At 57.8% G+C, this 21,173-nt stretch carries 21 protein-coding genes; 12 read left to right on the top strand and 9 right to left on the bottom strand.

Annotation, left to right across the window (positions count from 1 at the left end; all coding sequences use genetic code 11):
- Positions 1-246: 246 nt before the first annotated feature.
- The 4 genes from lysS to upp form a co-directional block, all read right to left on the bottom strand.
- A complete protein-coding gene (gene lysS, locus IQ254_RS06150) occupies positions 247-1,788 on the bottom strand; it encodes a lysine--tRNA ligase (protein ID WP_193965291.1) in 1,542 nt (513 codons plus the stop codon).
- Between the two features lie 243 nt (positions 1,789-2,031).
- Positions 2,032-2,316, bottom strand: a complete 285-nt coding sequence (locus tag IQ254_RS06145; protein WP_193965290.1) for a YggT family protein — start codon at positions 2,314-2,316, stop codon at positions 2,032-2,034.
- A gap of 109 nt (positions 2,317-2,425) precedes the next feature.
- The gene (locus IQ254_RS06140) at positions 2,426-2,749 is read right to left on the bottom strand and encodes a hypothetical protein (protein WP_193965289.1); all 324 of its coding nucleotides are present in this window, start codon (positions 2,747-2,749) and stop codon (positions 2,426-2,428) included.
- Between the two features lie 209 nt (positions 2,750-2,958).
- Positions 2,959-3,612 carry a uracil phosphoribosyltransferase gene (gene upp / locus IQ254_RS06135; RefSeq protein ID WP_193965288.1) on the bottom strand — a complete coding sequence of 218 codons (654 nt, stop codon included), beginning with the start codon at positions 3,610-3,612 and terminating at the stop codon, positions 2,959-2,961.
- A gap of 517 nt (positions 3,613-4,129) precedes the next feature.
- On the opposite strand from upp, the gene IQ254_RS06130 reads away from it, so the two are divergent.
- The 4 genes from IQ254_RS06130 to IQ254_RS06115 all read left to right on the top strand — a co-directional run bounded on the left by IQ254_RS06130 (position 4,130) and on the right by IQ254_RS06115 (position 6,312).
- Positions 4,130-4,444: a YkvA family protein gene (locus IQ254_RS06130; RefSeq protein WP_193965287.1), complete on the top strand. Its 315-nt coding sequence runs from the start codon at positions 4,130-4,132 to the stop codon at positions 4,442-4,444.
- 37 nt (positions 4,445-4,481) lie between these two features.
- Positions 4,482-5,084 carry a hypothetical protein gene (locus tag IQ254_RS06125; RefSeq protein ID WP_193965286.1) on the top strand — a complete coding sequence of 201 codons (603 nt, stop codon included), beginning with the start codon at positions 4,482-4,484 and terminating at the stop codon, positions 5,082-5,084.
- 150 nt (positions 5,085-5,234) lie between these two features.
- Positions 5,235-5,384, top strand: coding sequence for a hypothetical protein (locus IQ254_RS06120; RefSeq protein WP_193965285.1), 150 nt, complete (start codon positions 5,235-5,237; stop codon positions 5,382-5,384).
- On the top strand, positions 5,377-6,312 hold the full coding sequence (locus tag IQ254_RS06115) for a hypothetical protein (protein WP_193965284.1): 936 nt from the start codon (positions 5,377-5,379) through the stop codon (positions 6,310-6,312). Before IQ254_RS06120 ends, IQ254_RS06115 begins: the two co-directional genes overlap by 8 nt.
- Here the strand turns inward: IQ254_RS06115 and IQ254_RS06110 are convergent.
- The 3 genes from IQ254_RS06110 to IQ254_RS06100 form a co-directional block, all read right to left on the bottom strand.
- Positions 6,234-6,494, bottom strand: a complete 261-nt coding sequence (locus IQ254_RS06110; RefSeq protein WP_193965283.1) for a hypothetical protein — start codon at positions 6,492-6,494, stop codon at positions 6,234-6,236. The genes IQ254_RS06115 and IQ254_RS06110 overlap by 79 nt on opposite strands.
- Before the next feature lie 205 nt (positions 6,495-6,699).
- On the bottom strand, positions 6,700-6,870 hold the full coding sequence (locus tag IQ254_RS06105; protein WP_193965282.1) for a chlorophyll a/b-binding protein: 171 nt from the start codon (positions 6,868-6,870) through the stop codon (positions 6,700-6,702).
- A 1,588-nt stretch (positions 6,871-8,458) separates the two neighbouring features.
- Positions 8,459-9,526 (bottom strand): D-alanine--D-alanine ligase family protein, encoded by a 1,068-nt coding sequence (locus IQ254_RS06100; protein WP_193965281.1) that lies wholly within the window; start codon positions 9,524-9,526, stop codon positions 8,459-8,461.
- A gap of 368 nt (positions 9,527-9,894) precedes the next feature.
- Here IQ254_RS06100 and IQ254_RS06095 point away from each other — a divergent pair, with 368 nt between their 5' ends.
- The 3 genes from IQ254_RS06095 to IQ254_RS06085 all read left to right on the top strand — a co-directional run bounded on the left by IQ254_RS06095 (position 9,895) and on the right by IQ254_RS06085 (position 12,475).
- Complete coding sequence (locus IQ254_RS06095) at positions 9,895-10,191, top strand: hypothetical protein (RefSeq protein WP_193965280.1); 297 nt, start codon at positions 9,895-9,897, stop codon at positions 10,189-10,191.
- A 158-nt stretch (positions 10,192-10,349) separates the two neighbouring features.
- A complete protein-coding gene (gene plsY, locus IQ254_RS06090) occupies positions 10,350-11,009 on the top strand; it encodes a glycerol-3-phosphate 1-O-acyltransferase PlsY (protein WP_193965279.1) in 660 nt (219 codons plus the stop codon).
- Positions 11,010-11,329: 320 nt separating this feature from the next.
- Positions 11,330-12,475 (top strand): alpha/beta hydrolase, encoded by a 1,146-nt coding sequence (locus tag IQ254_RS06085; RefSeq protein WP_193965278.1) that lies wholly within the window; start codon positions 11,330-11,332, stop codon positions 12,473-12,475.
- 161 nt (positions 12,476-12,636) lie between these two features.
- Here IQ254_RS06085 and IQ254_RS06080 read toward each other — a convergent pair whose 3' ends face one another.
- Both IQ254_RS06080 and IQ254_RS06075 read right to left on the bottom strand, forming a co-directional pair.
- Positions 12,637-13,230 (bottom strand): fasciclin domain-containing protein, encoded by a 594-nt coding sequence (locus IQ254_RS06080; protein WP_193965277.1) that lies wholly within the window; start codon positions 13,228-13,230, stop codon positions 12,637-12,639.
- A gap of 194 nt (positions 13,231-13,424) precedes the next feature.
- On the bottom strand, positions 13,425-14,852 hold the full coding sequence (locus tag IQ254_RS06075; RefSeq protein ID WP_228040234.1) for an MFS transporter: 1,428 nt from the start codon (positions 14,850-14,852) through the stop codon (positions 13,425-13,427).
- Positions 14,853-15,032: 180 nt separating this feature from the next.
- On the opposite strand from IQ254_RS06075, the gene IQ254_RS06070 reads away from it, so the two are divergent.
- From IQ254_RS06070 to IQ254_RS06055, 5 genes are all read left to right on the top strand, one after another.
- The gene (locus IQ254_RS06070; RefSeq protein ID WP_193965276.1) at positions 15,033-15,662 is read left to right on the top strand and encodes a hypothetical protein; all 630 of its coding nucleotides are present in this window, start codon (positions 15,033-15,035) and stop codon (positions 15,660-15,662) included.
- Positions 15,663-15,808: 146 nt separating this feature from the next.
- The gene (locus IQ254_RS06065; RefSeq protein WP_193965275.1) at positions 15,809-19,162 is read left to right on the top strand and encodes a tetratricopeptide repeat protein; all 3,354 of its coding nucleotides are present in this window, start codon (positions 15,809-15,811) and stop codon (positions 19,160-19,162) included.
- Positions 19,163-19,285: 123 nt separating this feature from the next.
- A complete protein-coding gene (locus IQ254_RS06060; protein WP_193965274.1) occupies positions 19,286-19,927 on the top strand; it encodes a serine protease in 642 nt (213 codons plus the stop codon).
- Positions 19,928-20,197: 270 nt separating this feature from the next.
- The gene (locus tag IQ254_RS32005; RefSeq protein WP_255526979.1) at positions 20,198-20,326 is read left to right on the top strand and encodes a hypothetical protein; all 129 of its coding nucleotides are present in this window, start codon (positions 20,198-20,200) and stop codon (positions 20,324-20,326) included.
- A gap of 254 nt (positions 20,327-20,580) precedes the next feature.
- On the top strand, positions 20,581-21,159 hold the full coding sequence (locus IQ254_RS06055) for a hypothetical protein (protein WP_193965273.1): 579 nt from the start codon (positions 20,581-20,583) through the stop codon (positions 21,157-21,159).
- The last annotated feature ends 14 nt before the right edge of the window (positions 21,160-21,173 follow it).

Raw genomic sequence — 21,173 nt, 5'->3', positions numbered from 1 at the left:
TTCTAGATTTAATTTTGATTCCATTCGGATTTTGGGCCCCCACGTGGGAATCTTATGCGTGGGTGAGTCAAAACCGGGCAAGCCCTGTTCACTTCCTATACAGAACCCCACTTTCTAGCTGAACGACTTATATTGAAAAGCTCCTGGTCCTCGGGCCGGGAGCTTTTCGTTAGCGCCGCAGAAATCTCGGCTGGGGAACTGGAGAGTTTCTGTCTCGTCTCCCCATCTCCCCACCTCCATCATCCCCTACTCCTCCCGCTCCGGCTTCAGAAGGGGAAAAGCAATCACATCGCGAATGCTGGGGCTGTCGGTCAGCAGCATCACCAGGCGATCGATGCCAATCCCTTCACCACAGGTCGGGGGCATGCCGTACTCCAGGGCGGTGAGAAAATCTTCGTCAACCCCGGTCGCTTCCAGATCGCCTGCGGCCTTGCGGGCGGCCTGGAGCTCAAACCGCTGTCGCTGATCGATCGGGTCAGTCAACTCCGAGAAGCCGTTGGCGGTTTCGCGCCCCACCACAAATAGCTCAAAGCGCTCCACTACCCCCGGCTGGCTGCGGTGGGGCTTAGACAGGGGCGAGATCTCCACCGGGTGGTCGATCAGAAATGTCGGCTGAACCAGCGTGGTTTCAATCTTTTCCTCAAAGACCTCGTTCAGCAGCTTGCCCACCGAGTCGCAGTTGTGGATGCCGGGCAGGTTTAAGTCTTTGACGGCGGCCTTGGCTGCTTCGAGGTCGGCAAACTGATGAAAATCTAGCCCCGTATGCTCCTGCACCAGGTCGTGCATGGTGACGCGCCGCCAGGGCGGGGTCAGGTCGATATCGACCCCCTGGTAGGTAATTTTGAGGGTACCGAGAATATCCTTCGCCAGGGTGGCCACCAGGTCTTCGGTCAGATCCATAAAGTCGTGGTAGTCGGCGTAGGCCTGGTAAAATTCTACGCTGGTGAACTCGGGGTTATGCCGGGTCGAGACCCCCTCGTTGCGAAAGATGCGGCCAATCTCAAACACCTTCTCAAAGCCACCCACCACCAGCCGCTTCAGGTGCAGCTCAGTGGCAATGCGCAGGTAGAGATCCATCTCCAGGGTGTTGTGATAAGTGGTGAACGGACGGGCTTCAGCGCCTCCCGCTTCAGTTTGTAAGACCGGCGTTTCGATCTCCAGAAATCCCCGATCCTCTAAATAACGACGGATACCCGAGGTGATCAAAGCCCGCTTACGAAACGTCTCCCGCACCGCAGGGTTGACAATCAAATCGACGTAGCGCTGGCGGTAGCGCTTGGCCACATCGGTCAGGCCATGCCACTTGTCGGGCAGGGGCAACAGCGCCTTGGTCAGCACGGCGTACTCCTGCACCCTGACGGAGAGTTCCCCTTTGTCGGTACGCTTGAGAGTCCCCCGCACCCCTAAAATATCCCCCACATCAGTCAGCTGCTTCAGATGGTTGAAGGCCTGCTCATCCGTCTGGGCCATGGACGCCTGAATATCTTTTTTGTCCAGGTACAGCTGAATCGTGCCGGTCTCGTCCTGCAGGATAAAGAAAGCCAGTTTGCCCATCACCCGACGGGCCATAATCCGTCCGGCCAGGGAGACCTCGACCTCGACCTCTTCCCCGGCTTCGAGGTCCGCATATTGAGTTTGAAGATCGGCGGTACTGGCCGTCACCGTCCAGCGATAGGCAAAGGGGTTTTGGCCGAGTTGCTTGATCTCGTCAACCTTTTGCAGGCGGGCGGCGCGAATTTCGTCGAGGCTGGAGGCGCTTTGGCCGGGGCGGTTAGAGTCAGACGGCATAGCGGGGCAGATGAAGGGCAATAGATCATAAGCCCTCATTATAGGAAACCTGGGTGCCTCAACCGCTCAAAAATTAGTCAAGCCGGGGATGCTGGCCCCCTACCGTGACGCAATCTCCCCCAACAGCCAACCCCTGCCCCCGGCTACTTAAACGACTTAACCTGCCGATGATGAGCGATCTCTAAAGGCCAGAGAGCAGCATCGACAGGTTAAGGGAAGCTAGTGCCAGGGGCGAGTAGCGGTCTAGAAGTAGGCGTAGGTAGATGAGGTCGCCACTGCGATCGCCACTAAACCCTGGCGCACAAAGGACAGCAGCAAAAAGGCCAAAATTGGTGACAGGTCGATACCACCCAGGGGGGGAATGATCGAGCGGAACAGGTTGAGATAGGGGTCGGTCAACTGGCTCAGCACTGAGAAAGGAGGGCTAAACCAGTCCACATTGGGAAACCAGCTCAAAAGAATGCGCACGATCAACAAAATCGTGTAAATCGAGAGAAAAGTAGTGAGGGTTTGTACCAATATGTCCATCTGAGAACCTCGGCGGTAGTCGTTACCAACAATACACGGATCGTCTTTATCTGTCAGTCTAATGTAACGGTTTGCTGCCGCTGGGGCGGAGCCAACCCGGAAGATTTGCTTAAGAGTCAATGCGCGACGGGCTTTCCCAGGGGTGCTCAGAATGGCCGTTAATGCCGCCGAGCTGCTGGCGCACGTCGTCGATCGCATCGTTGAGCTGGGCAATTTTGGCCTCTAGCCCCAGCCGCGCCGCCTCAATGCTCTCTTCGTCGGTGTCGTCAAACTCGCCAAAGGCCAGGCCACCATCTACCTTGGGCAGCGATGACTTGGCTTTGCCGCCCGACTGCATGCGGGAGGCGGCCAAAGCCCCCACCACACCTCCCAGCACCCCACCCACCAGGGTACCCAGCAAAAATCCGCCGACAAAATTGTCTTGCTGACTCATAGGTCGTTTATCCGTTTGTCCCAAACAATAGGGTAGCCAAAGAAGCGATGCTCAGAATACCTCCATTGTGCCAAAGCCCAGGCGCTATCGAAATATCGCCCTGGTTCGCCACAACCGGGTTAACGTGCTCTCAACCATTCTGCCTTGTCTCCCCGACAGCGGGGTTAAATAAAGGTATGACTTAAAGATTCAACGGTCTGCCCGCGCCGCTAGGTGCCAAAGGTGCGATCGCCCGCGTCGCCTAGCCCCGGCACAATAAACCCGTGCTCGTTGACCTCCTCATCGATCATGGCGGTGTAGACCGTCACCGTGGGGTAGGCCGCCGCCAGCTTTTGCAGCGCCGGGGGAGCCGCCACAATCGAGATAATCCTAACTAGGGCTGGGTCAATGCCCCGCTGGGTCAACTCAGCCATCATGGCCACAATGGTGCCGCCGGTCGCTAGCATCGGCTCGCTAATGATGACTCGCATGGCTGGGTCGAGCTGGTCGGGCAGCTTGTTGAGGTAGCAGCTGGCCTGCAGGGTTGCTTCGTTGCGCACAAAGCCCACGTGGTAGACCGTGGCCAGGGGCAGCAGCGCCTGAATGCCCGGCATCAGGGCCAGCCCCGCCCGCAAGATCGGCACGATCATGGTGGGCACGTCGGGGTTAATAAAGGTCGCCGGGGCGGGGCCAAGGGGGGTGTTCACCGTGGTCTCCATCGTCGGCAGCCACTCGCGCACGGCTTCGTAGGTGAGCCAGCGGCCCAGTTCTTCCATGGCCGATCGAAACAGCGGCCCCGGTGTTTCAGCATCGCGGGCCACCCCCAGCCAATGTTTGACCAGCGGGTGGGGCGGAACATAGATACGCAGTTGGAATGAGGACATAACCCGCTACCACGAAAAAATCTGCCACATCATACCCTGACACCGCCCGGCAGTCTGTCAAGACGTGAGGAACCTGTGCGCCAAACCTGTAGCGTGGGTCAGGCTTGCAACCCTTTGCTGGCTTAGAGTACGCCTAGAGCAACCAGCCCTGTCAAGGTGGCAAAACTATTTCCGAAATGCCCATAGGCTAAGAGACTTCGGCCACAACCACCAGGGCGTTAACGCCCTGGCTCATGACGAAAGTCTGCTAGAGCAGACTGGGGTAACCAGCTGTTAATCCGCTTCAGAGGATTTTGGCTTTGAGCTTTGGACTTCTAGTCCTAGGCTCAGCGGCCAATCGAAGGGATTGCCACCTTAATCTGTCCCACCTTGACAGGGCTGGCCTAGATCAACCCACGCTACGGCTTTTACTATACGGTCGATTCGGTGTAAAAACCGCGTTTTTTCACGGGTAAGCCACACCTGTAAACCGTCATTACCTCTGTCAAGATAAATTTGTCAGCTAACGGAGATAGCAATGGCAAAAGGATTTTTTGGCAAATCAATCATGACCTGGTATCGCAAGCTTATTCGCAACTCAAAATATCGCTGGGTCATCCTATTTGGCACGCTAGTTTATCTGGTGAGCCCGCTGGATATTTCCCCCGATGTATTTCCGGTTGTGGGCTGGATTGATGACGGCCTGGTGGCCACCCTCGCCATTACCGAAATTACCCAGATTTTGCTCGATCGCAAACGCAATCTCCGTCAGGCAGAGAAGTTTACGACTCAGGCCCCAGTGGCAGACCGCTCTGAAACGGTGATTGACGTCGAGTCTGTCGCTGTTCTTTAGGCCCTTTTAACCCCATTTTTTAATCAGGAGAAGCTCGATGACTAAAACTGTGCAAGACCGCGTCAAAACCGACTGGGAAAAAGCTCAGCAAGAAGGTAGCCAGCGCGCAGAACGAATTCGCAAAATTGTTCAGTCGGCGGCAACCGAAGCTTTTGGTGAAATCAAAGGCGGCTCTAGCGAATTTGAAGCCCTGGGCCGAAAGTCGCTGGCTGACATGATTGAACAACTTAAGGCTAAGGAAGCAGCTGAGACCGTGGCTGAGACCGTGGCTGAGACTGCGGCTGAGACTGCGGCTGAGACTGCGGCTGAGACCCCTGAAGCCGAGGCGGCGGCAGGGGGCGAAGCTCCGACCTGGGCAGAAATCTTTGCCGAGCTGCGCCACCTGGCCAACGATCGCAAGGTGGATTGGGCCCAGCAGGTGCTGACCAACCTGCAAAGCCAGATCGATCGCTTCGACACCGATATGGCCACCGACTACGGCGATCGCTACGGGCTGTTTCGCCCCCTGGTGCGGGGCGTAAAGTCAGTTATAGCCCTGATTTATAGCAAACTGGCCCCGCCTGCTGAGGCAGCGGCCCCGGCCCCAGTGCAAATCGAAGTGCTCGATGACACGCCTGACGATGGCGGGGCCAGTGCCTAGCAGGCAGGTTGGTTGTGTATTGAATCCCTAGATGACCCTCAAAACGCCGCGATCGCGGCGTTTTTTATGGCTCAGCCATCACCCAGGGCGGGCGGCGGCACCATACCCAATGGTAAATAACGTAATAAAGCGCAGCATTTACGTTGCGCTGTGCGAACCTGTGCAACATTTTCACGCGGCGGCGGCGATCGCCTCAACCTTCTTGATAAAACGGGAAAACCGATGTTGGGTGGAAACCTCTACCCTGACCCGATCGCAAGTCCGGTAGCCCCATTCTGGCGAGTGTTTACCGATGGTTAGCTCTCCTCTGGCCCCGTCAGCTCAGCGACGGCGTGCCCATAGCCCCATTGCCCATAGCCCCATTGTTGCCGACCCGCAATTAGCCCTGGCCGTGGCCGACGAACCGTTTCTGCGATCGCTCTTGACCGAGAGCCTACCTGCGATCGCCCATCCCCACGAAATTGGCACTGTAGCGGTGCAGGTCGCCGTTCCCCTGCCTTACCCGGCCCAGGGGCGCATGGATGCGGTGCTCACCTTTGAGCACATCAATTGTGTCTTGGCCGGATCCTATCCTGAGGCCCCACCCACCCCCGATCTCAGCAACCATCGGCAATACGAGGCCATTACCCCCTGCCACTCAGACCTGGCCACTCTGGCCCATAACGTGCCGATCACCGAGGCTGAGGCGCTGCTGGCGCGATCGGGCTTTACCCTCGAGGAGGTGCAGTACATTCTCAACCTGCCCAACCAGGGATGGCATAAGTCGTGGTGGTATAGCCTCACCCCCGAGGGCTTTCTCACGGTGCCCTTTCAACGCCACATTCGCAGCCGCTGCTATACCGACGGCACCGTCACCCTCCAGTTCAAAGATCACTACGCCCAGCAGCGCCCCGAAGCCTTTCGCAGCCAGCCCCAGAAACTGCCGGTGGTGGTGCATTCGCCCCAGGTGAGCTTTTGCGATAACCTGGCCCACATCAACCTCAGTCGCCAAACCGTGGGCAGCCCCCAGGCGATTTTGATTGCCGATGACCTCTCCGAGCTAGAGATTGAGGGCTACATTCGCCAAAACGTCAGCCTATATCGCCAGCGCAGTCTAGAGTTGGTAACGAGCGCCAGCTGCCCTACCTGTGCCCAGGCCAAGTGCCCGCTTCAGGGGGTCGATTCGTCGCCGGTTTTGGCCTGTCGATCGTTTAGGCCCGCAGACGGGCCGGTGGATGGGGAAATGTAGATCTGCCCCGGTGGGTGCAGCGCCGTCGGCATGCGGCTGGTGGTGGCGTGGCGCTGAATCTGTCCCCAGCTCACCGTAATGGCTCCCCCCGCCAGCACCAGCCCAAACAGCGCCAGCGAAATTTTCTCTTCTGCTGACCCCATCAGGCCATCCACAGCGCCGACGGTGAGCGCCGTGGCCAACCACGGTTGTTTTCTAAACAGCGCTTTAATGGCCAGTCTCCTAAATACAGCAAATTCGATGGCGGTGCAGTCTCTCTAGGGCATTGCCCCGGCCCCTTAGCCAGGCGGGTTGCCGTATAAAACGGTGACCGCAAAGACGGGGGCTCAGTCTACTCACCCCATACTTTTCCCAAGCTGAAGGCCAAAGTGAGGGTTCGTCGTCACCCTACCGCAGACCCAGCCAGGTCACGATCGCCTGCCCGGTCACCAGCTCAAACAACACCAACGCCACAAACCCCAGCATGGCGGCCCGCCCATTGAGCCGCTCGGCATAGTCGTTAAAGCCCGCCTTAGAGCGCTCAATGGTCGGCGTGACGGTGGGTTGGAGGTTGGCCATGGGTTGGGGATGTGTCGTTTGCTTTCTTAGCCTACCCTATGGTTCGTCGGTTGGGGTATGGGCTGTGCCAGGCGAAGGCTACAATTGAGCGAAGCATTTTTGGCCATTGCCGCGCTCAATTCGTTCGGAATTGGGCACTGGCCTGCTCACAGGACAGGCCCCCATCCCTTCTGTGCCAGCATTGAGCGCCAATGAAACCACCCGGTTAGGGGGGTGTAATCGGCTCAGCGGCGTCCCTGTTTGTTCAGCGAACTGGCCAGCGTTATATATTTCATTGATGAACCTTCATCAATATTCAGCAAAGATATAGAACATTATTTTTGACTGCCCATCTTTACAATTAACCTGCTCAGTAGGGACTTATCTACTGAAGAACGGAAGATCTGTAGCTCATTAATTTGTTGGGAAATACTGATAATGGCTTACTATCGCCCTAAAAAATCTCCGTACTCAAGGAACCGTGCTGCTCGCATGAAAGCATTTGCCTGGAGCGGTATTTGCATAACCTGGGGAGTCCTGGGAATGGCCGTAGCAAAAAATGGCGCCACTCCTTTTGCCACTATAGATTCAGATGATGAGCCCGATGATGGGGCCGCACTAGCTGCATCGGCAAATCGTTATTCTGAACGGTCTGATGTCTCTTTCACGGCAACCTTGCCCGAAGTTCGAGATGTCTATGCTGATCAGGCCTTGATTGCCGCAGAGTCTCCTGGCAAACTTAGCAGTCAGGCTGCAGTGTCCCCGACGCCTGCTGCGCCTGCTTTGGCGGCCACAGCAGGGCAATCCCATCAGCCCAATCTATCACAGAGTTCGAGCCAGCCTATATCTGAAATACGAGTGCAGGCCAGGCACTCTTCGCCTCTGCCAGAGAGTCGTCCAGCCATCTCCCCCGGTGCTGGGGAAGAAGTCAGGGTTGCTGTTGTTGAGCCCCTAGCGGAAGCTCCCCGGCAAGAGAGGTCGGCCCTTGCAGATAGGCAATCAGCTGCTCAAACATCGGCTAATTCAAGCACCCCAGCTCGGGTTTCACCCAGTGCTGAAGCTGCGATCGCCAGTTCAACAGTGGACTTCCTGCCTGCCGATCACCAATCGTTTTCGGGACATCGGCTCTCTGGGTCTGTGCAGGATGCCAGGGTGGCCTTTAGCCCCAGAAAACTGGAGCTCCAAGCTGAGCCCTATTCTTCTAATGCCGATGCAGCTGACCGAGCGGCTGAGGTAGAGGCTTTGCCAGACCCAGAAGAGGCTAGCTCTACGACTACCCCACAACCCGATTTGCCGCTCGATCTTAAATCTCAAGAGGATTTAAAGTCGAACGCGAATGCTTTCTGCGTCAGGGCAGTTGAGTCTGGACGGTTCCTTTTACCAGGCCATTCTCAGTTAGCAACGGTGGCTTCTGCGTTGAGATTAAACGAGCTCATCTCAGCCTCTCCTGCCATCGAGGCAGGGGCAGCGCCTTCATTTTCGTCGCCAGCTACGGCAACTGAAGCGATGCAGCGCCAGGATAGTTGCAAACTCAGCCGCCTAGAAAAGCCGGCATTGGTTTAGGGGTAACGGTTCCCTTGTTTGCCAAACTCAAGCACATCAGGTCTGGTCAAACCTGGGCTCGTTCAAACCCAAGCTGAATCAGGGCATCCACCAGGGTCGCAAAGGAAACTCCGCTGGCTTCCCACATCATGGGGTACATGCTGGTGGCAGTGAACCCTGGCAGGGTATTGATCTCATTGATCAGCACCTCTCCGGTGTCTTCAACGTAGAAGAAATCGACTCTAGAAATCCCGGCGGCATCTACGGCCTGAAACGCGGTTATCGCCATCTCCTGAATGCGGCGAGTAATCTCGTCAGGTAGGTTGGCGGGAATGCCATGCTGCGATTGGCCGCTGGTGTATTTGGTTTCGTAGTCGTAAAAGTCGCTCCCGAAGGAAATTTCGCCCAGCACTGAGGCTTTAGGGGTGTCGTTGCCCAGCACGGCGCACTCGACCTCGCGGGCGACGACTCCGGCTTCGACAATAATGCGGCGATCGTAGCTGGCGGCACTGTCGAGACCGGCTTCGAGTTCTTTGCGGCTGGTGGCCTTGGCGATGCCCACCGATGAGCCCAGGTTGGCGGGTTTGATAAAGCAGGGGTAGCCTAGCTCAGCCTCGATGCGATCGCACAGTTTGGGAAACACGCAGGGGTTAGACCACACCTCGGCCCGGCTCACGGCCAGGTATTGTACCTGGGGTAGCCCAGCCTGAGCAAAGGCGGTTTTCATCGCAATTTTGTCCATCCCCAGGGCCGAGCCCAGCACTCCAGAGCCCACAAAGGGCTGCTGCATGAGGGTCAAAAGCCCCTGTACCGTACCGTCTTCGCCGTTGGGGCCATGGAGTACCGGAAACCAGATGTCAACCGTATCCACGGCCTCAAACTGAGGCAGGCGTTGGCGCGGTGTTGACGGCGCACTGCCCTCATCCTGAGGCGGCAGACCAGCGGTCAAAACGGTCTTGGCCTGGGGGCCAGCCTGCCAAACGCCGTCTTTGCGAATATAGACCGGCAGCACAGTATATTTTTCGACGTTGGCACCGCTGGCCAGGGCGCGGGCAATGGCCTGGGCCGAGCGAATCGAAACCTCGTGCTCGCCGGAGCAACCGCCGAAGAGTAGCCCTACCGTTACTGTCGCCATAGAGTTTCCTGCCCTTGCGCTAATTGCGGCTAGGGTATCACAGGATAGTCTCGGCGCTGCCAGCAACAGTCTCTGGGGGAAACAAATAAAAAGCCTTGAGATCCCTCCAGGTATCTCAAGGCTTAACAATCAGGGTGCATCTACCTTTGCCTAATACGTGGATGACCACCACTATCCGGATGGTTTTACAAAGTTTTCGACAAGCACTTGCAGGTTGCGATCGCATCCCTATCTTGTCGTCCCCAAAACCTAACCGCTGGCATTGACGACACTAAAATATCTTGATGATATTTAAATACCGGAGGTCTTTAGTCCTTTGGACATCACAGTGCATAATGCCATTGATCAATGGTGTGGCAGAGTGAGCGGTGAAGTACTTTTTTCTTTCAGATGGTTGGGTGACAGGCCGAGTGTGGGAATTTGGCGGCCTGTGGAATGAACTGGGCTGGCAGCGCAAGCCCCATATGCGTCGCCTCGGCCTATCGATTCAAGAACAGGGTGAGACTCTCTGGCTGTACCAGGTCGAAGAAACTGTACTGATGGTAGAAGTAAAGCCCGAAAGCGCTACCAGTATCCCCATCGGGCAAGTCGTACTGAAGCGACTGATCACTGCTGAGCAGGTGATCGAACGGCTCTGTGCCGCCGATGAAGCTCCACCTCAGTAACCCCAACCCAGCAAACGCGCTTCGTCGAGAATTTTTAACTTGCCTGCAAACAGGTGCACCGATCCCCCTAGACTGGTAGTGGTGGGTGAGTACGAGGGGCCTGACATCGGGCGGCTAGACCTGCCAATCCTGTTACAAGACGTTAAGGAAATAGGGCGTTGGCGGTCTTCGCAATTGTGCTGCTGCTGGTGGCAGCTTACCTACTGGGTTCAATTCCTACGGGCTATGTCATTGCTCGCTGGCTCAAGGGCATCGACATTCGTCAATACGGGTCGGGGGGTACTGGAGCGACCAACGTACTGCGGACCGTAGGGAAAAAGGCTGCGATCGCAGTCCTGATATTTGATCTGCTCAAGGGAACGTTGGCGGTGCTGCTGGTGACCGCCCTATGGCCCCGGGTGTTGGGTCTGGCTCCAGAGCCATCGCTGGTGTCGGCATTACAGCCCTGGATCACCATGCTGGCAGGGTTGCTGGCTATCTTAGGCCACAGTAAGTCGGTGTGGATCAACTTTACCGGCGGCAAGTCGGCGGCCTCGGGGCTCGGCGTATTGCTGGGTCTGGCCTGGCCCGCAGCGTTGGGGGCAACGGCGGCCTTTGGGGTTACCCTGGCCCTCAGCCGCATTGTGTCACTTGGCTCAATGGCGGCAGCCCTGATGGCGGTCATTCTCATGGTGGTGATGGGGCAGCCTCTCCCCTACGTGGTGCTAGTCATAGTGGGGGCGACCTACGTTATTTTGCGCCATCGCAGCAACATCGATCGGCTGCTGGCGGGCACCGAGCCCCGCCTAGGGCAGCAGTCATCTAACCACGGCAGCTAACTCAAGATTTTGAATACATCGAGCATGGCGAAGGGCACCAAAACTGCCTCCCAGTCGTCATCAGGGTTATCGGTTTGCGGGGCTGATCAGACCAAACCCTGGCTGCATACCCCCGATTTGTAGGGGCGTAGCATGCTACGCCCCTAGGGGGTTCCTGATTATGAATCGGGGTTTACCCAACCGGATTTTGGATCAGACCCGAACGTTGCTGCCAGGTAAGGGGTTACCGATTTGAATGGGCTATCAATTGAGCAGCGCCGGGTATTCAAGGCGGCATTTGCAGATCGGTTAGCATCAGCCACCCGAGCAAAATTTGAGCTATGACTATCCTCCGTCGATCGTTAGTGCGTGCCGGGGCGCTGGCTCTACTGAGCTTGATTGGACTCGCTCTAGCCATAGTGGTTTTATATCGGTTAGGGATAGTCAATCCCTGGGTGTTGCCGCTCAAGCCGATAGCGGCCTTTTTCCTCTTGGGTAGTCTGCTATGTTACCTCGGGGCCTTGGCAACTGCCCTCTGGCAGGGAATTTTTCGGCCCTCATTTAATCCGCAGGCGCACAGGTATTGGGGAAAGCGATTCCTGATCAGCGTTGTGGTTCTTCTGATAGTGGCCAATGCCCCCGCCTATGTGATGACGTATCACATGACCCATGTCCGTTCACCAGGGCAAATTGGTTTGGGAGTGCCCAAACCCAGTTCTGCCATTGTGCCTAGCGATCTCGGCTTAGACTATGCCACTCACCAGATTCCCCTCAGGGGGGATGCGTTTTTAGAAGCCTGGCTAGTGCCGACGCCTGCGGCTGTGCCTCGGGGCACCGTCATCCTGTTCCCCGGCAATTTGGGGACTAAAGGGAGCCAGCTCGTTAGCCCTGCTCAAACCTTTACGGTTCTGGGCTATGATTGTCTGCTGGTGGATTTTCAGGGGGTGGGGGGCTCCAGCGGCAACACCATCACCATTGGTATCAAGGAAGCCAAAGATGTAGTGCGATCGCTGGACTATGCCGCAGACCTAAACTTACCGACCCCAACCATTCTCTACGGCGTTTCGATGGGCAGTGCGGCAATTTTGCGAGCGATCGCTCAGGAAGGTATCACTCCTGATGCCGTGATTTTGGAACTTCCCTTTGCCCACTTTCTGAACGCGGTAAGAAGTCGGCTCCGATATCATCACTTACCGACCTTTCCCACTGCCGAATTGTTGGTGTTTTGGGGCGGCCTACAACACGGGGTGAACGGGTTTAGGCATAATCCCACACGCTATGCCAAGGCGGTAAACTGCCCGACGTTGCTGATTCATGGAGCGCAGGACAAGTGGACAACGGTGGCCGAAATCAACCAGCTATTTGAGCATATTCCCGGCCCTAAGCAACTCGTGATTTCCCCCGATGCGGGACATCATCAGCTTATTGGGGTTGACCGCGCGCTTTGGGATGCCAAGGTGGCTGAACTGCTCAATGCATTAGAGTGAGGGGCTACTGACGCTCAACGTTTTGAATCGGGGTTGTTGAGGTCGGGTTTGGTATGAGCAATTCACCCGCTGACAGAAAAACCCAAGGGCTCAGCCCTGGGGTTCTTTCGGTCAACGAGTTTTGATGGGATAGGAAGATGCGTATCTCCCTGCGGCACCTGTTAGAGGACCAGGTCAGGGGGCAAAACGACCTGGTTAATGCCGTGGATGATACCGTTGCTGGCCTGGATATCAGGAGTAACCACCATGGCCTCGTTGACCAAGACATCGCCCGTGGCGTCATCTACCTGCAAAGCAAGGGGATTTCCCTCAGCGGTGGGCACTTCTTCTGTGATGATATCGGCGGCTGCGATCTGTTCTGGCACGACGTGGTAGGTCAGCACCTGGCGCAGCAGATCCTGATTTTCGGGCAGCAGCAGCTTGTCAAGGGTGCCTTCGGGCAGCGCCTCAAAGGCTTCGTTAGTCGGCGCAAACAGCGTAATTGGCCCATCACTAGACAGTGCCGCAGTTAGATCTGCTGCCTCAACAGCCAGGGCCAGGGTGCTAAATTCGTCGGAGCTAGCCGCTACCTCAGCCACCGTATTCTCACCAGTGGTGGTGGCAGGCTCTTCGGTTGTCATAGGAGCTTGCTCAGGAGCGGTGTCTACAGCGGTGGAGTCAGGTTCGGTACCGCAGGCCGCTAGCAGTGTGGCAGCACCAATACTCGCAAGACCGGCCAGCCAGCGTTTGGTTTGGGAGGAACATATAGTAGCCATGAAAAAAAATCCTAGTACTCGAAACAACACACTTGCCATAGGGCTATAGCTATGCACGCAGGATTAGTGCATAAGTACGTTTTGGGGCGGCTACAGCACAGCCCTAATTCTTACTCAGTCGCAGGAGTAAATGCTTTGTTCCCTATGTGCAGATATTTCTGCCCTCTGGCTGCCCGTTTTTAGATGGAATACTCCTAGCTCCCTTGAACTGGCGCATCGGCATCAGGGGTCGCCTCGGTATCCATGCGCTGCTGGCGCTTTTCGTCTAGGGCCAGCAAAATTTGCTGGTGGCGATCGCGGCTGATCGGGTAGCGGTAGCAAAACCACAGCCCCACGGCCAATAACACCGCAGGCAAAGGGCCAATCAGCAGGCGAATGGCGGTGAGGGCCGCCTCAGGTTGAGTCTCGGCACTGGCCACATACCCCGTCCAGCCCAGCACCTGACCCGAGATAAACAGCGCGATCGCCAGCCCCAGCTTTTGCAAAAACACCAGGGCGCTAAAGTAGAGCCCCTCCCGCCGCAGGCCGGTATTTAGCTCATCGAGGTCTACCACGTCAGGCAGCATCGCAAAGGGCACCATGTACAGCGTTGCCACCCCTATGCCCGCAATCACGCCCAGGGTATACATCCAGACCACCTGGCCCGGCTGCACCGTGGCCAGACCACCCAGGGCAAAGGCCGCCAGCGGAGCCCCCATGAGAAACACCGTGCGCTTGCCGGTGCGCTTGGCCACCCAGTCCCAGCCCCAGAGCATGGCGATCGCGGTACCCTGCACCGCCAGGGCCATCTGGGCAAAGTGGGTGGCGGGCAGCCCCATCCAGGCACCCACAAAGTAGGGCAGCATGGCGGCGGTCACCTGCACACTCATCCAGCCGCAGAGGTAAAGGCCCAAAATTTGGCGAAAGGCAGAGTTGCTAAACACGCTGCGCAGCTGGGGCAGCAGGGCTGGCGACTGAGGGTTGGTGGCCAAACGGGGGCGACCACGCTGCACCTGCCAGTAGCGACGGTAGGTACCGGCCACGCACAGGCCAATAATCACCACCGCCAGACAGGCCGACAGCGCCCCCAAAATAACGTACTGGCGGGCCGGGTCGGCTACTCGGGCAAAGACCACCTGGGCCATTAGCAGGGCCACAATGCTGCCGCCAATGCTAAAGGCCGACTTCATGCCGATCAGATCGGTGCGCTCGTCGTAGTCGTCGGCCAGCTCAGCGGCCAGGGCCGTATAGGGCAGCTGCACCGTGGTGAATGCGGCGAAGGCAAACACCGACAGCACAATGTAGTAGGCAAAAATGCCCCACTGTCCCGGAAACGGCGGCACTGTCCACAGCAATACGGAGCAAATTGCCAGGGGGATGACGCCGCCCAGCATCCAGGGGTAGCGACGGCCCAGGGGCGACACGGTGCGATCGCTCAGCCAGCCGATCAGGGGGTCATTAATGGCATCCCAAAATCGACCAAACAGCAGCACTGCCCCGGCCAGGGCCGGACTCAGCCCCGCCACCGTGGTAAAAAAATAGAGCACAAAAAACGCCGACAGACTGGCAGGCACCGCTGCCGCCAGCTCACCGACGCCGTAGAATACTTTCACCGACAGCGATAGAGGCGGTAGCTTATGCAACGGGCTGAGCTCCAGGTCAACAGGTGATTATCATGCCATACCATAGGTTTACTGCGAGTTTGGGCTTCAGACCAGGCCGATGGCAAGGGCACCACGATAGGATAGCGGCGATATTGCACCCGGAGGCTACGGCACGTGAGCAGGGTAAACCCATGGATCGCTAGAGTCTTAATCGCGGGGATGATAGCAACGGTCGCCGCCGCCTGCGATCGCGCCAATCCCCCGTCCGTCTCTCTAGACACCCCTAATGATGCGCTGCCCAGCGAAGGCCCGCCGCCGCCACCGGACGGGGCCTTTTTGGCCCAAATGTCTCCCGAGCAAACCAATCAGCTCACCAGCCTGGGGGTGGAGGTGGTGGTGCCCGGCACCGTACCGCCGTCCTTTGCGATCGCAGAACTGCGGGTCGATCGGGGCGACTCAGGCCCCGCCTACCTGGTGGTCTATCAAAACGACCTGAATCAGTGCTTTGCGGTGGAGTTTGCCGCCCAGGGCATTGACGACCCCCCGGCTACCGAGAGCCGAACCCCCATTCAGCCACCCCTTTTTGGCGACCAGGACTATGGCCTCAACCACGGCCCCTTTGCCGATGCCGACATGCGAGCCCAGTTTCCTCAGCCCAATCTCTTTACCGACTGGATGAGCGGCCCTTCGGGGGCCTATCGCCTGATTGGGGCTACCTACATTGGCGACCTGTTTGAATCCCTGCGCAGCTGTGCAGATGTACCGATTCCCGAGGCCGTGGCGCTAGCCGAGTCGCTGACGGTGTTGACCGCTGACCCTATGGGCGACCTCCTGGAGAGCAAGCCTTAGATGCCTGTCAACACAGTAGTTTCAAAATCTGTAACCTTTTCATGAACTGCTCGCAAACCCATTAGCGTAATTGCTAAGCAGACGGCGATTACATCGTATTTATTCGTCGTTAGTCATTTCGTCCAACTCTAAAAGAGAGTTTCTATATGAGCTCAAGACAGCGGGCTTTAATTGCCGGGTGTGCCGGTTTGGTTTGGCTAATGCCAGCCACCATCATGTTGCCGGATTGGCAGAGCAGCGCGATCGCACTGGCCCAGTCCGATCCGTTTGCTGAGGCGAGTCGCCTCTACCAGGAGGGTAATAGCCTGTTTCAGGAGGGCAGTGAGGCATCGCTGCGGCAGGCTGTTGAGCTGTGGTTGCAGGCGGTACCGCTGTGGCAGCAGGCCGGTGCCCAGCGAGAACTGGCGCTTACCCTCAACAATATTGGCCTGGTCTACGACGCCCTGGGCGATCGCACCGCCGCTCTCGACTACTACCAACAGGCGCTGCCGCTGATTCAAGCTTTGGGCGATCGGCAGGCTGAAGCAGCAATTCTCACCAATATTGGCGTTGCCCATCAGGCTCTGGGCGAGACCGAAACGGCTCTCAGCTACTACCAACAGGCGTTGCCCCTGAGTCGCGCCGTCGGGGATAGCCGGGGGGAAGCCTCTGTTTTGACAAATATGGGGAATTTGTATAACGCTTTGGGCGATCGCGAAACTGCCTTAGCCTACTACCAGCAGGCCCTACCCCTGAATCGAGCCATCGGCGACCAAGCGGGCGAAGCTTCCGCGTTGACCAATATCGGCAATGTCTACAGCGCCCTGGGCGAGCACCAAACGGCCCTTGAATATTATCAGCAGGCCCTGCTCTTGAGACAGGCCGTGGGTGATAAGCGAGGTGAAGCCGTCACCCTCAGTAATATCGGCCTCGTTTACGACACCTTAGGCGATCGCGAAACCGCCTTAGATTATTACCAGCAGGCCCTGCCCCTGAGACGAGCCGTCGGCGACAGGCAGGGTGAAGCCGCCACCCTCAGTAATATCGGCCTCGTTTACGATGGCCTGGGCGATCGCAAAACCGCGTTGGATTACTATCAGCAGGCCCTACCGTTAAGTCGGGCCGTCGGCGACCGGCAAGCTGAAGCCGTTATTCTCGGCAACCTGGGCTCGGTTTACAATGCCCTCGGCGAGCGCGACACCGCGTTGGATTACTATCAGCAAGCCCTGCCGTTAAGTCAGGCAATCGGCGACCGGCAAGCTGAAGCCACGACCCTCAACAATATAGGTTCGCTCTATGATGCCCTGGGTGAGCGTGAGATCGCCTTAGAGCACTACCAGCAGGCCTTGGTCCTCAATCAGGCCGTGGGCAGCAGACGCGGTGAAGCGGCTACCCTGAGCAATATTGGCGCGGTTTACAGTGACCTCGGCGAGTACGAAACTGCCCTCGATTATTCCCAACAGGCCTTGTCGCTGAGGCGGGCCGTGGGCGATCGCGAAGGGGAAGCGGTGACCCTCGACAATATTGGTGGAATTTACAATGTTACCGGCGATTACGCCACCGCCTTGGACTATTACCAGCAGGCGTTGTCCCTGAGTCGAGCTGTGGGCGATCGCCAGGGTGAGGCCGTTACCCTCAACAATATCGGCGCAATTTATCAAGTCCTCGGCAATCGCGCCACTGCCTTGGAGTATTACCAGCAGGCGTTGCCACTGCGCCGAGCCGTGGGCGATCGCCAGGGTGAGGCCACGACCCTCAATAACATCGGGACCAATTATCAGGCCCTCGGCGATCGCGCTACCGCCTTAGATTATTACCAGCAGGCGCTGCCACTGAGACGAGTCGTAGGCGACAGGCCGGGGGAAGCCGACACCCTGTACAACCTGGCATTGCTATACCAAGAGCAGAACCAGCTAGAAGACGCTCTCACAGCTATTGATGACGCGATCGCCCTGGTTGAAGACCTGCGCCTAGCCATCAGCCCCGGTGATCTGCGCTCCAGCTACTTCGCCACCGTTCAAGACTACTACCAGCTCAAGACCGACCTGCTGATGCAGATGGGTCGGCCTGAAGCCGCCTTTGAAACCAGTGAGGCTTCACGCGCTCGACTGTTGATTGAGCTGCTGAGCGAAGCCAACGTCGACATTCGCCAGGGCGTTGACCCAGCGCTGCTGGCCCAGGAGCAGGCCCTCAAAACCGAGTTGCAAACCATTGAAAGTCGTCGCATCGCCCTGCGTAGTGGCGACTACACCCAGGCCGAGGCCGCCGCCATCGACCGCGAAAGCGAGGCCGTTCTGCAACAGCTCGAAACCAAACTGACCGAGATTCGCCGGGTCAGCCCCGCCTACGCCGACACCGTGCAGCCCCGACCGCTCACCCTGGCCCTGATTCAGCAGCAGCTGCTCGACGAGGATACGGTGCTGGTGCAGTATGCCCTGGGCGAAAACCAGAGCTACCTGTATCTGGTGGGCAAAGACCAGTTCCAGAGCATAGTGCTACCGGGACGAGAAGCCATCGCCGCCGCCGCCCAGGCATTTCGTAACGCGGTGGCTCAGCCCGGTGCCGTCACCTTTATCAAGCGTCCGGCCCAGGCGCTGACGGCGATGATTTTACCTGAGCTACCAGACTGGGCCGAGGGCAAGCGCCTGCTGATTGCCGGAGACGGGGTGCTCTCAGAGATTCCCTTTGCCGCCCTGGCGGTGCCCGGCAGCGCTGAGTACGTTCCCCTGCTGGTAGAGCATGAAATTCTCTCCCAGCCCTCTATCTCAGCCGTTGCCATCCTCAGACAGCAACTGGCCAATCGGGGTGAACTGCCCCTGTCGATCGCGGTACTCGCCGACCCGGTCTATGGGGCCGACGACCAGCGCCTGAGCCAGAAGACAAATGCGCCCCTGCCCCAGGCGGCCGAACGCAACCTGCGGGATATGGACCTGCAAGCGATCGCCCCCTTGCCCTTTACCCGCACCGAGGCCAACAGCATTCTGGCCCAGGCCCAGGCGCGCAGTATACCGGCCCTGTCGGCCTTCGACTTTGAGGCCAACTACGACTGGGTGACTAATCCCCGGCTCAACCAGTACAGCGTGCTGCACCTGGCGACCCACGGCTTCATCAACCCGGTGAACCCGCAGCTCTCTGGTATTGTGCTGTCGCTGGTAGACGCGCGGGGGCAACTGCGCGACGACGGCTTTTTGCGGCTGCACGACATCTTTAACCTGCGGCTGGCGGCAGAGTTGGTGGTGCTGAGTGCCTGCCAAACCGGACGTGGCGAGAACGTCAGCGGCGAGGGCATTATTGGCCTGTCGCGGGGATTTATGTACGCCGGTGCGGAAAGGGTCGCCGTGTCGTTGTGGAATGTAAATGACGAAGCCACAGCGGCGCTAATGGGCGGGCTGTATGGCCATCTGCTAGAGGACGGGTTAACGCCAGCGGCAGCGCTGCGGGCCGCTCAGCTCGACCAGTGGCAGGCAGGCCAAAGCCCCTACTACTGGGCGGCTTTTACCCTTCAGGGCGAGTGGCGCTAGGGGCTGGTATCCGTTTTTGATACCGGCCCGAGGGGCCAAAAAACAAAAGACACAATACAAACAACTCCTCACAAACAACTTCTCCAATTTATTCCTCCAACTATTCAAAAAGGTTAGTTGAACATGCTGAAACAATGGCTCCGTAAACCCTTTGGAGTTTTGTTACTGGTGACGCTGGTGGTCGTTTTAGGGCTGCACCAGCCTGCTCCTGCTCAGGTATCTGATCAGACGGTGCCCGGCGCATCCGCTGCGATCGCGCTCCCCTTCAACGCTGACACCGACAGCACCACTCTACTGCCCCCCGACCTCTCCCAAAGCGACGCCCCCTACGGCGACAGCCGGGTAGTGATTGGCGCAGACGAGCGTCGGCCCGTCCTTACCCGCGAATTTCCCTGGGTGGCCATGGGCCGCTTGGAGTGGCAAATCCAGGGAGAAGCTATCTCCACCTGCACCGCTACTCTGATTGGCCCCAGCGCCATTTTGACCAACTCCCACTGTCTGATTTTGCCGCTACAAGACGGGTCTGGCGACCTGGTTGATACCTTCATCGAACCTGGCGACTACCGGGGGCTGATAGCTGACAATGCCGATCTGAGACTCAAGCTGGTCTTTAAGCCCAGCCTGATCGAAGGCATTGCCCTGGACGAGGCTGAAATTATCAGCTACGAAACGGGCTGGTCGACTAACTACATGGTCGAAAAAGACGATTGGGCGGTGCTGCGGCTTGCCGATGCCCTGGGCGACTACTACGGCTACATGGGCTAGCGCAATCTCGATTTCGACGACCCCGACGTATTAGACGCCAGCTTTGAGCGCATCAACCTGCTGGGCTACTCAGGCGACTTTCCTACCGAAAACCTGCGGGAATTTGGTCTGCCGACTGAAACGGCAGGGGTAGACCAGGCGTGCAGCATTCTGGGTGTCTGGCATACCGACGACGACCTTAACGATACCCTAGCCCACGACTGCGACACCAATCCGGGAGCATCCGGCGGCCCGATCTTTGCGCTGTTCGAGGATGGCAACTACTACCTGGTGGGCCTCCATGCCCGCAGTACGCCGCTGGGTGACTGGGTGAGATTGCCCAATGGGGTGGAAACCGACGTGGTCAATGGCGGGGTCAAGGTAGCTCGCTGGGAGGCCGCGGCCTATCGGGGGCGCTGAGCGTCAGCTAAAGAACGAAAAGAGAAGACAGAAGAACGAAGAAAAGCACACTGTGCTTAGAATTCAATCATCTAAACTGTCCTGGCAATCCCTTCACGCGCCATAGCATCTGCCAAAGTACACAGCGTCAAGCGATCTTCTCAACCCTGACATCTCAGCACTGGGGCGAGAGGATCGCTGGCCGAACCAAGCAATTATCCCAAACGGGTTGAAATATACAAATGCTGCGAAGAAACTACAGCTACGGAATCTGCATGGTTGCCGCGGCGCTGCTGGGGGGTAGCGCTGCGATCGCCTCCCTGGCCTGTACCCAGGCCTCATCTGTACCGCCATCCAATCGGGCCTTAGAAGACACCCCGACATCTACCGCAACGCCCATCGGAACATCGTCTCAAGCCATGCCAGAAACAGGCCTCACTGCCCGGCCTCAGCCGGTAGAGGATCTGGCGATATCGGCCAGCGAACTTTCCCTCGGGGGCATTTATCCCGGCGATGATGAAGCCACCGTAATCGCCAGATTAGGGCAGCCTGAAACCATTGTTGAAGATTTCGGCGATCGCACCTTTGAATATACCGACCTTACGGTTTTCTTCTACGAAGGGCGGGTGATCGAAGTCACCAGCGCCAATTCAGCCTACTGCACCCCCAGCGGCATCTGCCCCAACATGGCCTTTGAGCGCGCCCGCGCCCAATACGGCACCCCCACCGTAGCCGACCGAGAAGACGGGCAGTATATGGAATATTACCCATCTGAGCCCGGCACCTGCTGGCTAAAAATCGCTGTTGATGGTAACGACGCCATCGACGCCATCACAGTCGAATGCCAGCTTTGATGAAGCATCCCTCT

The organism is Nodosilinea sp. LEGE 07088, from assembly GCF_015207395.1.
Classification (GTDB): Bacteria; Cyanobacteriota; Cyanobacteriia; order Phormidesmidales; family Phormidesmidaceae; genus Nodosilinea.
The sequence above is the reverse complement of the archived record's forward strand: the minus strand, read 5'-3'. Positions and strand labels throughout refer to the sequence as shown.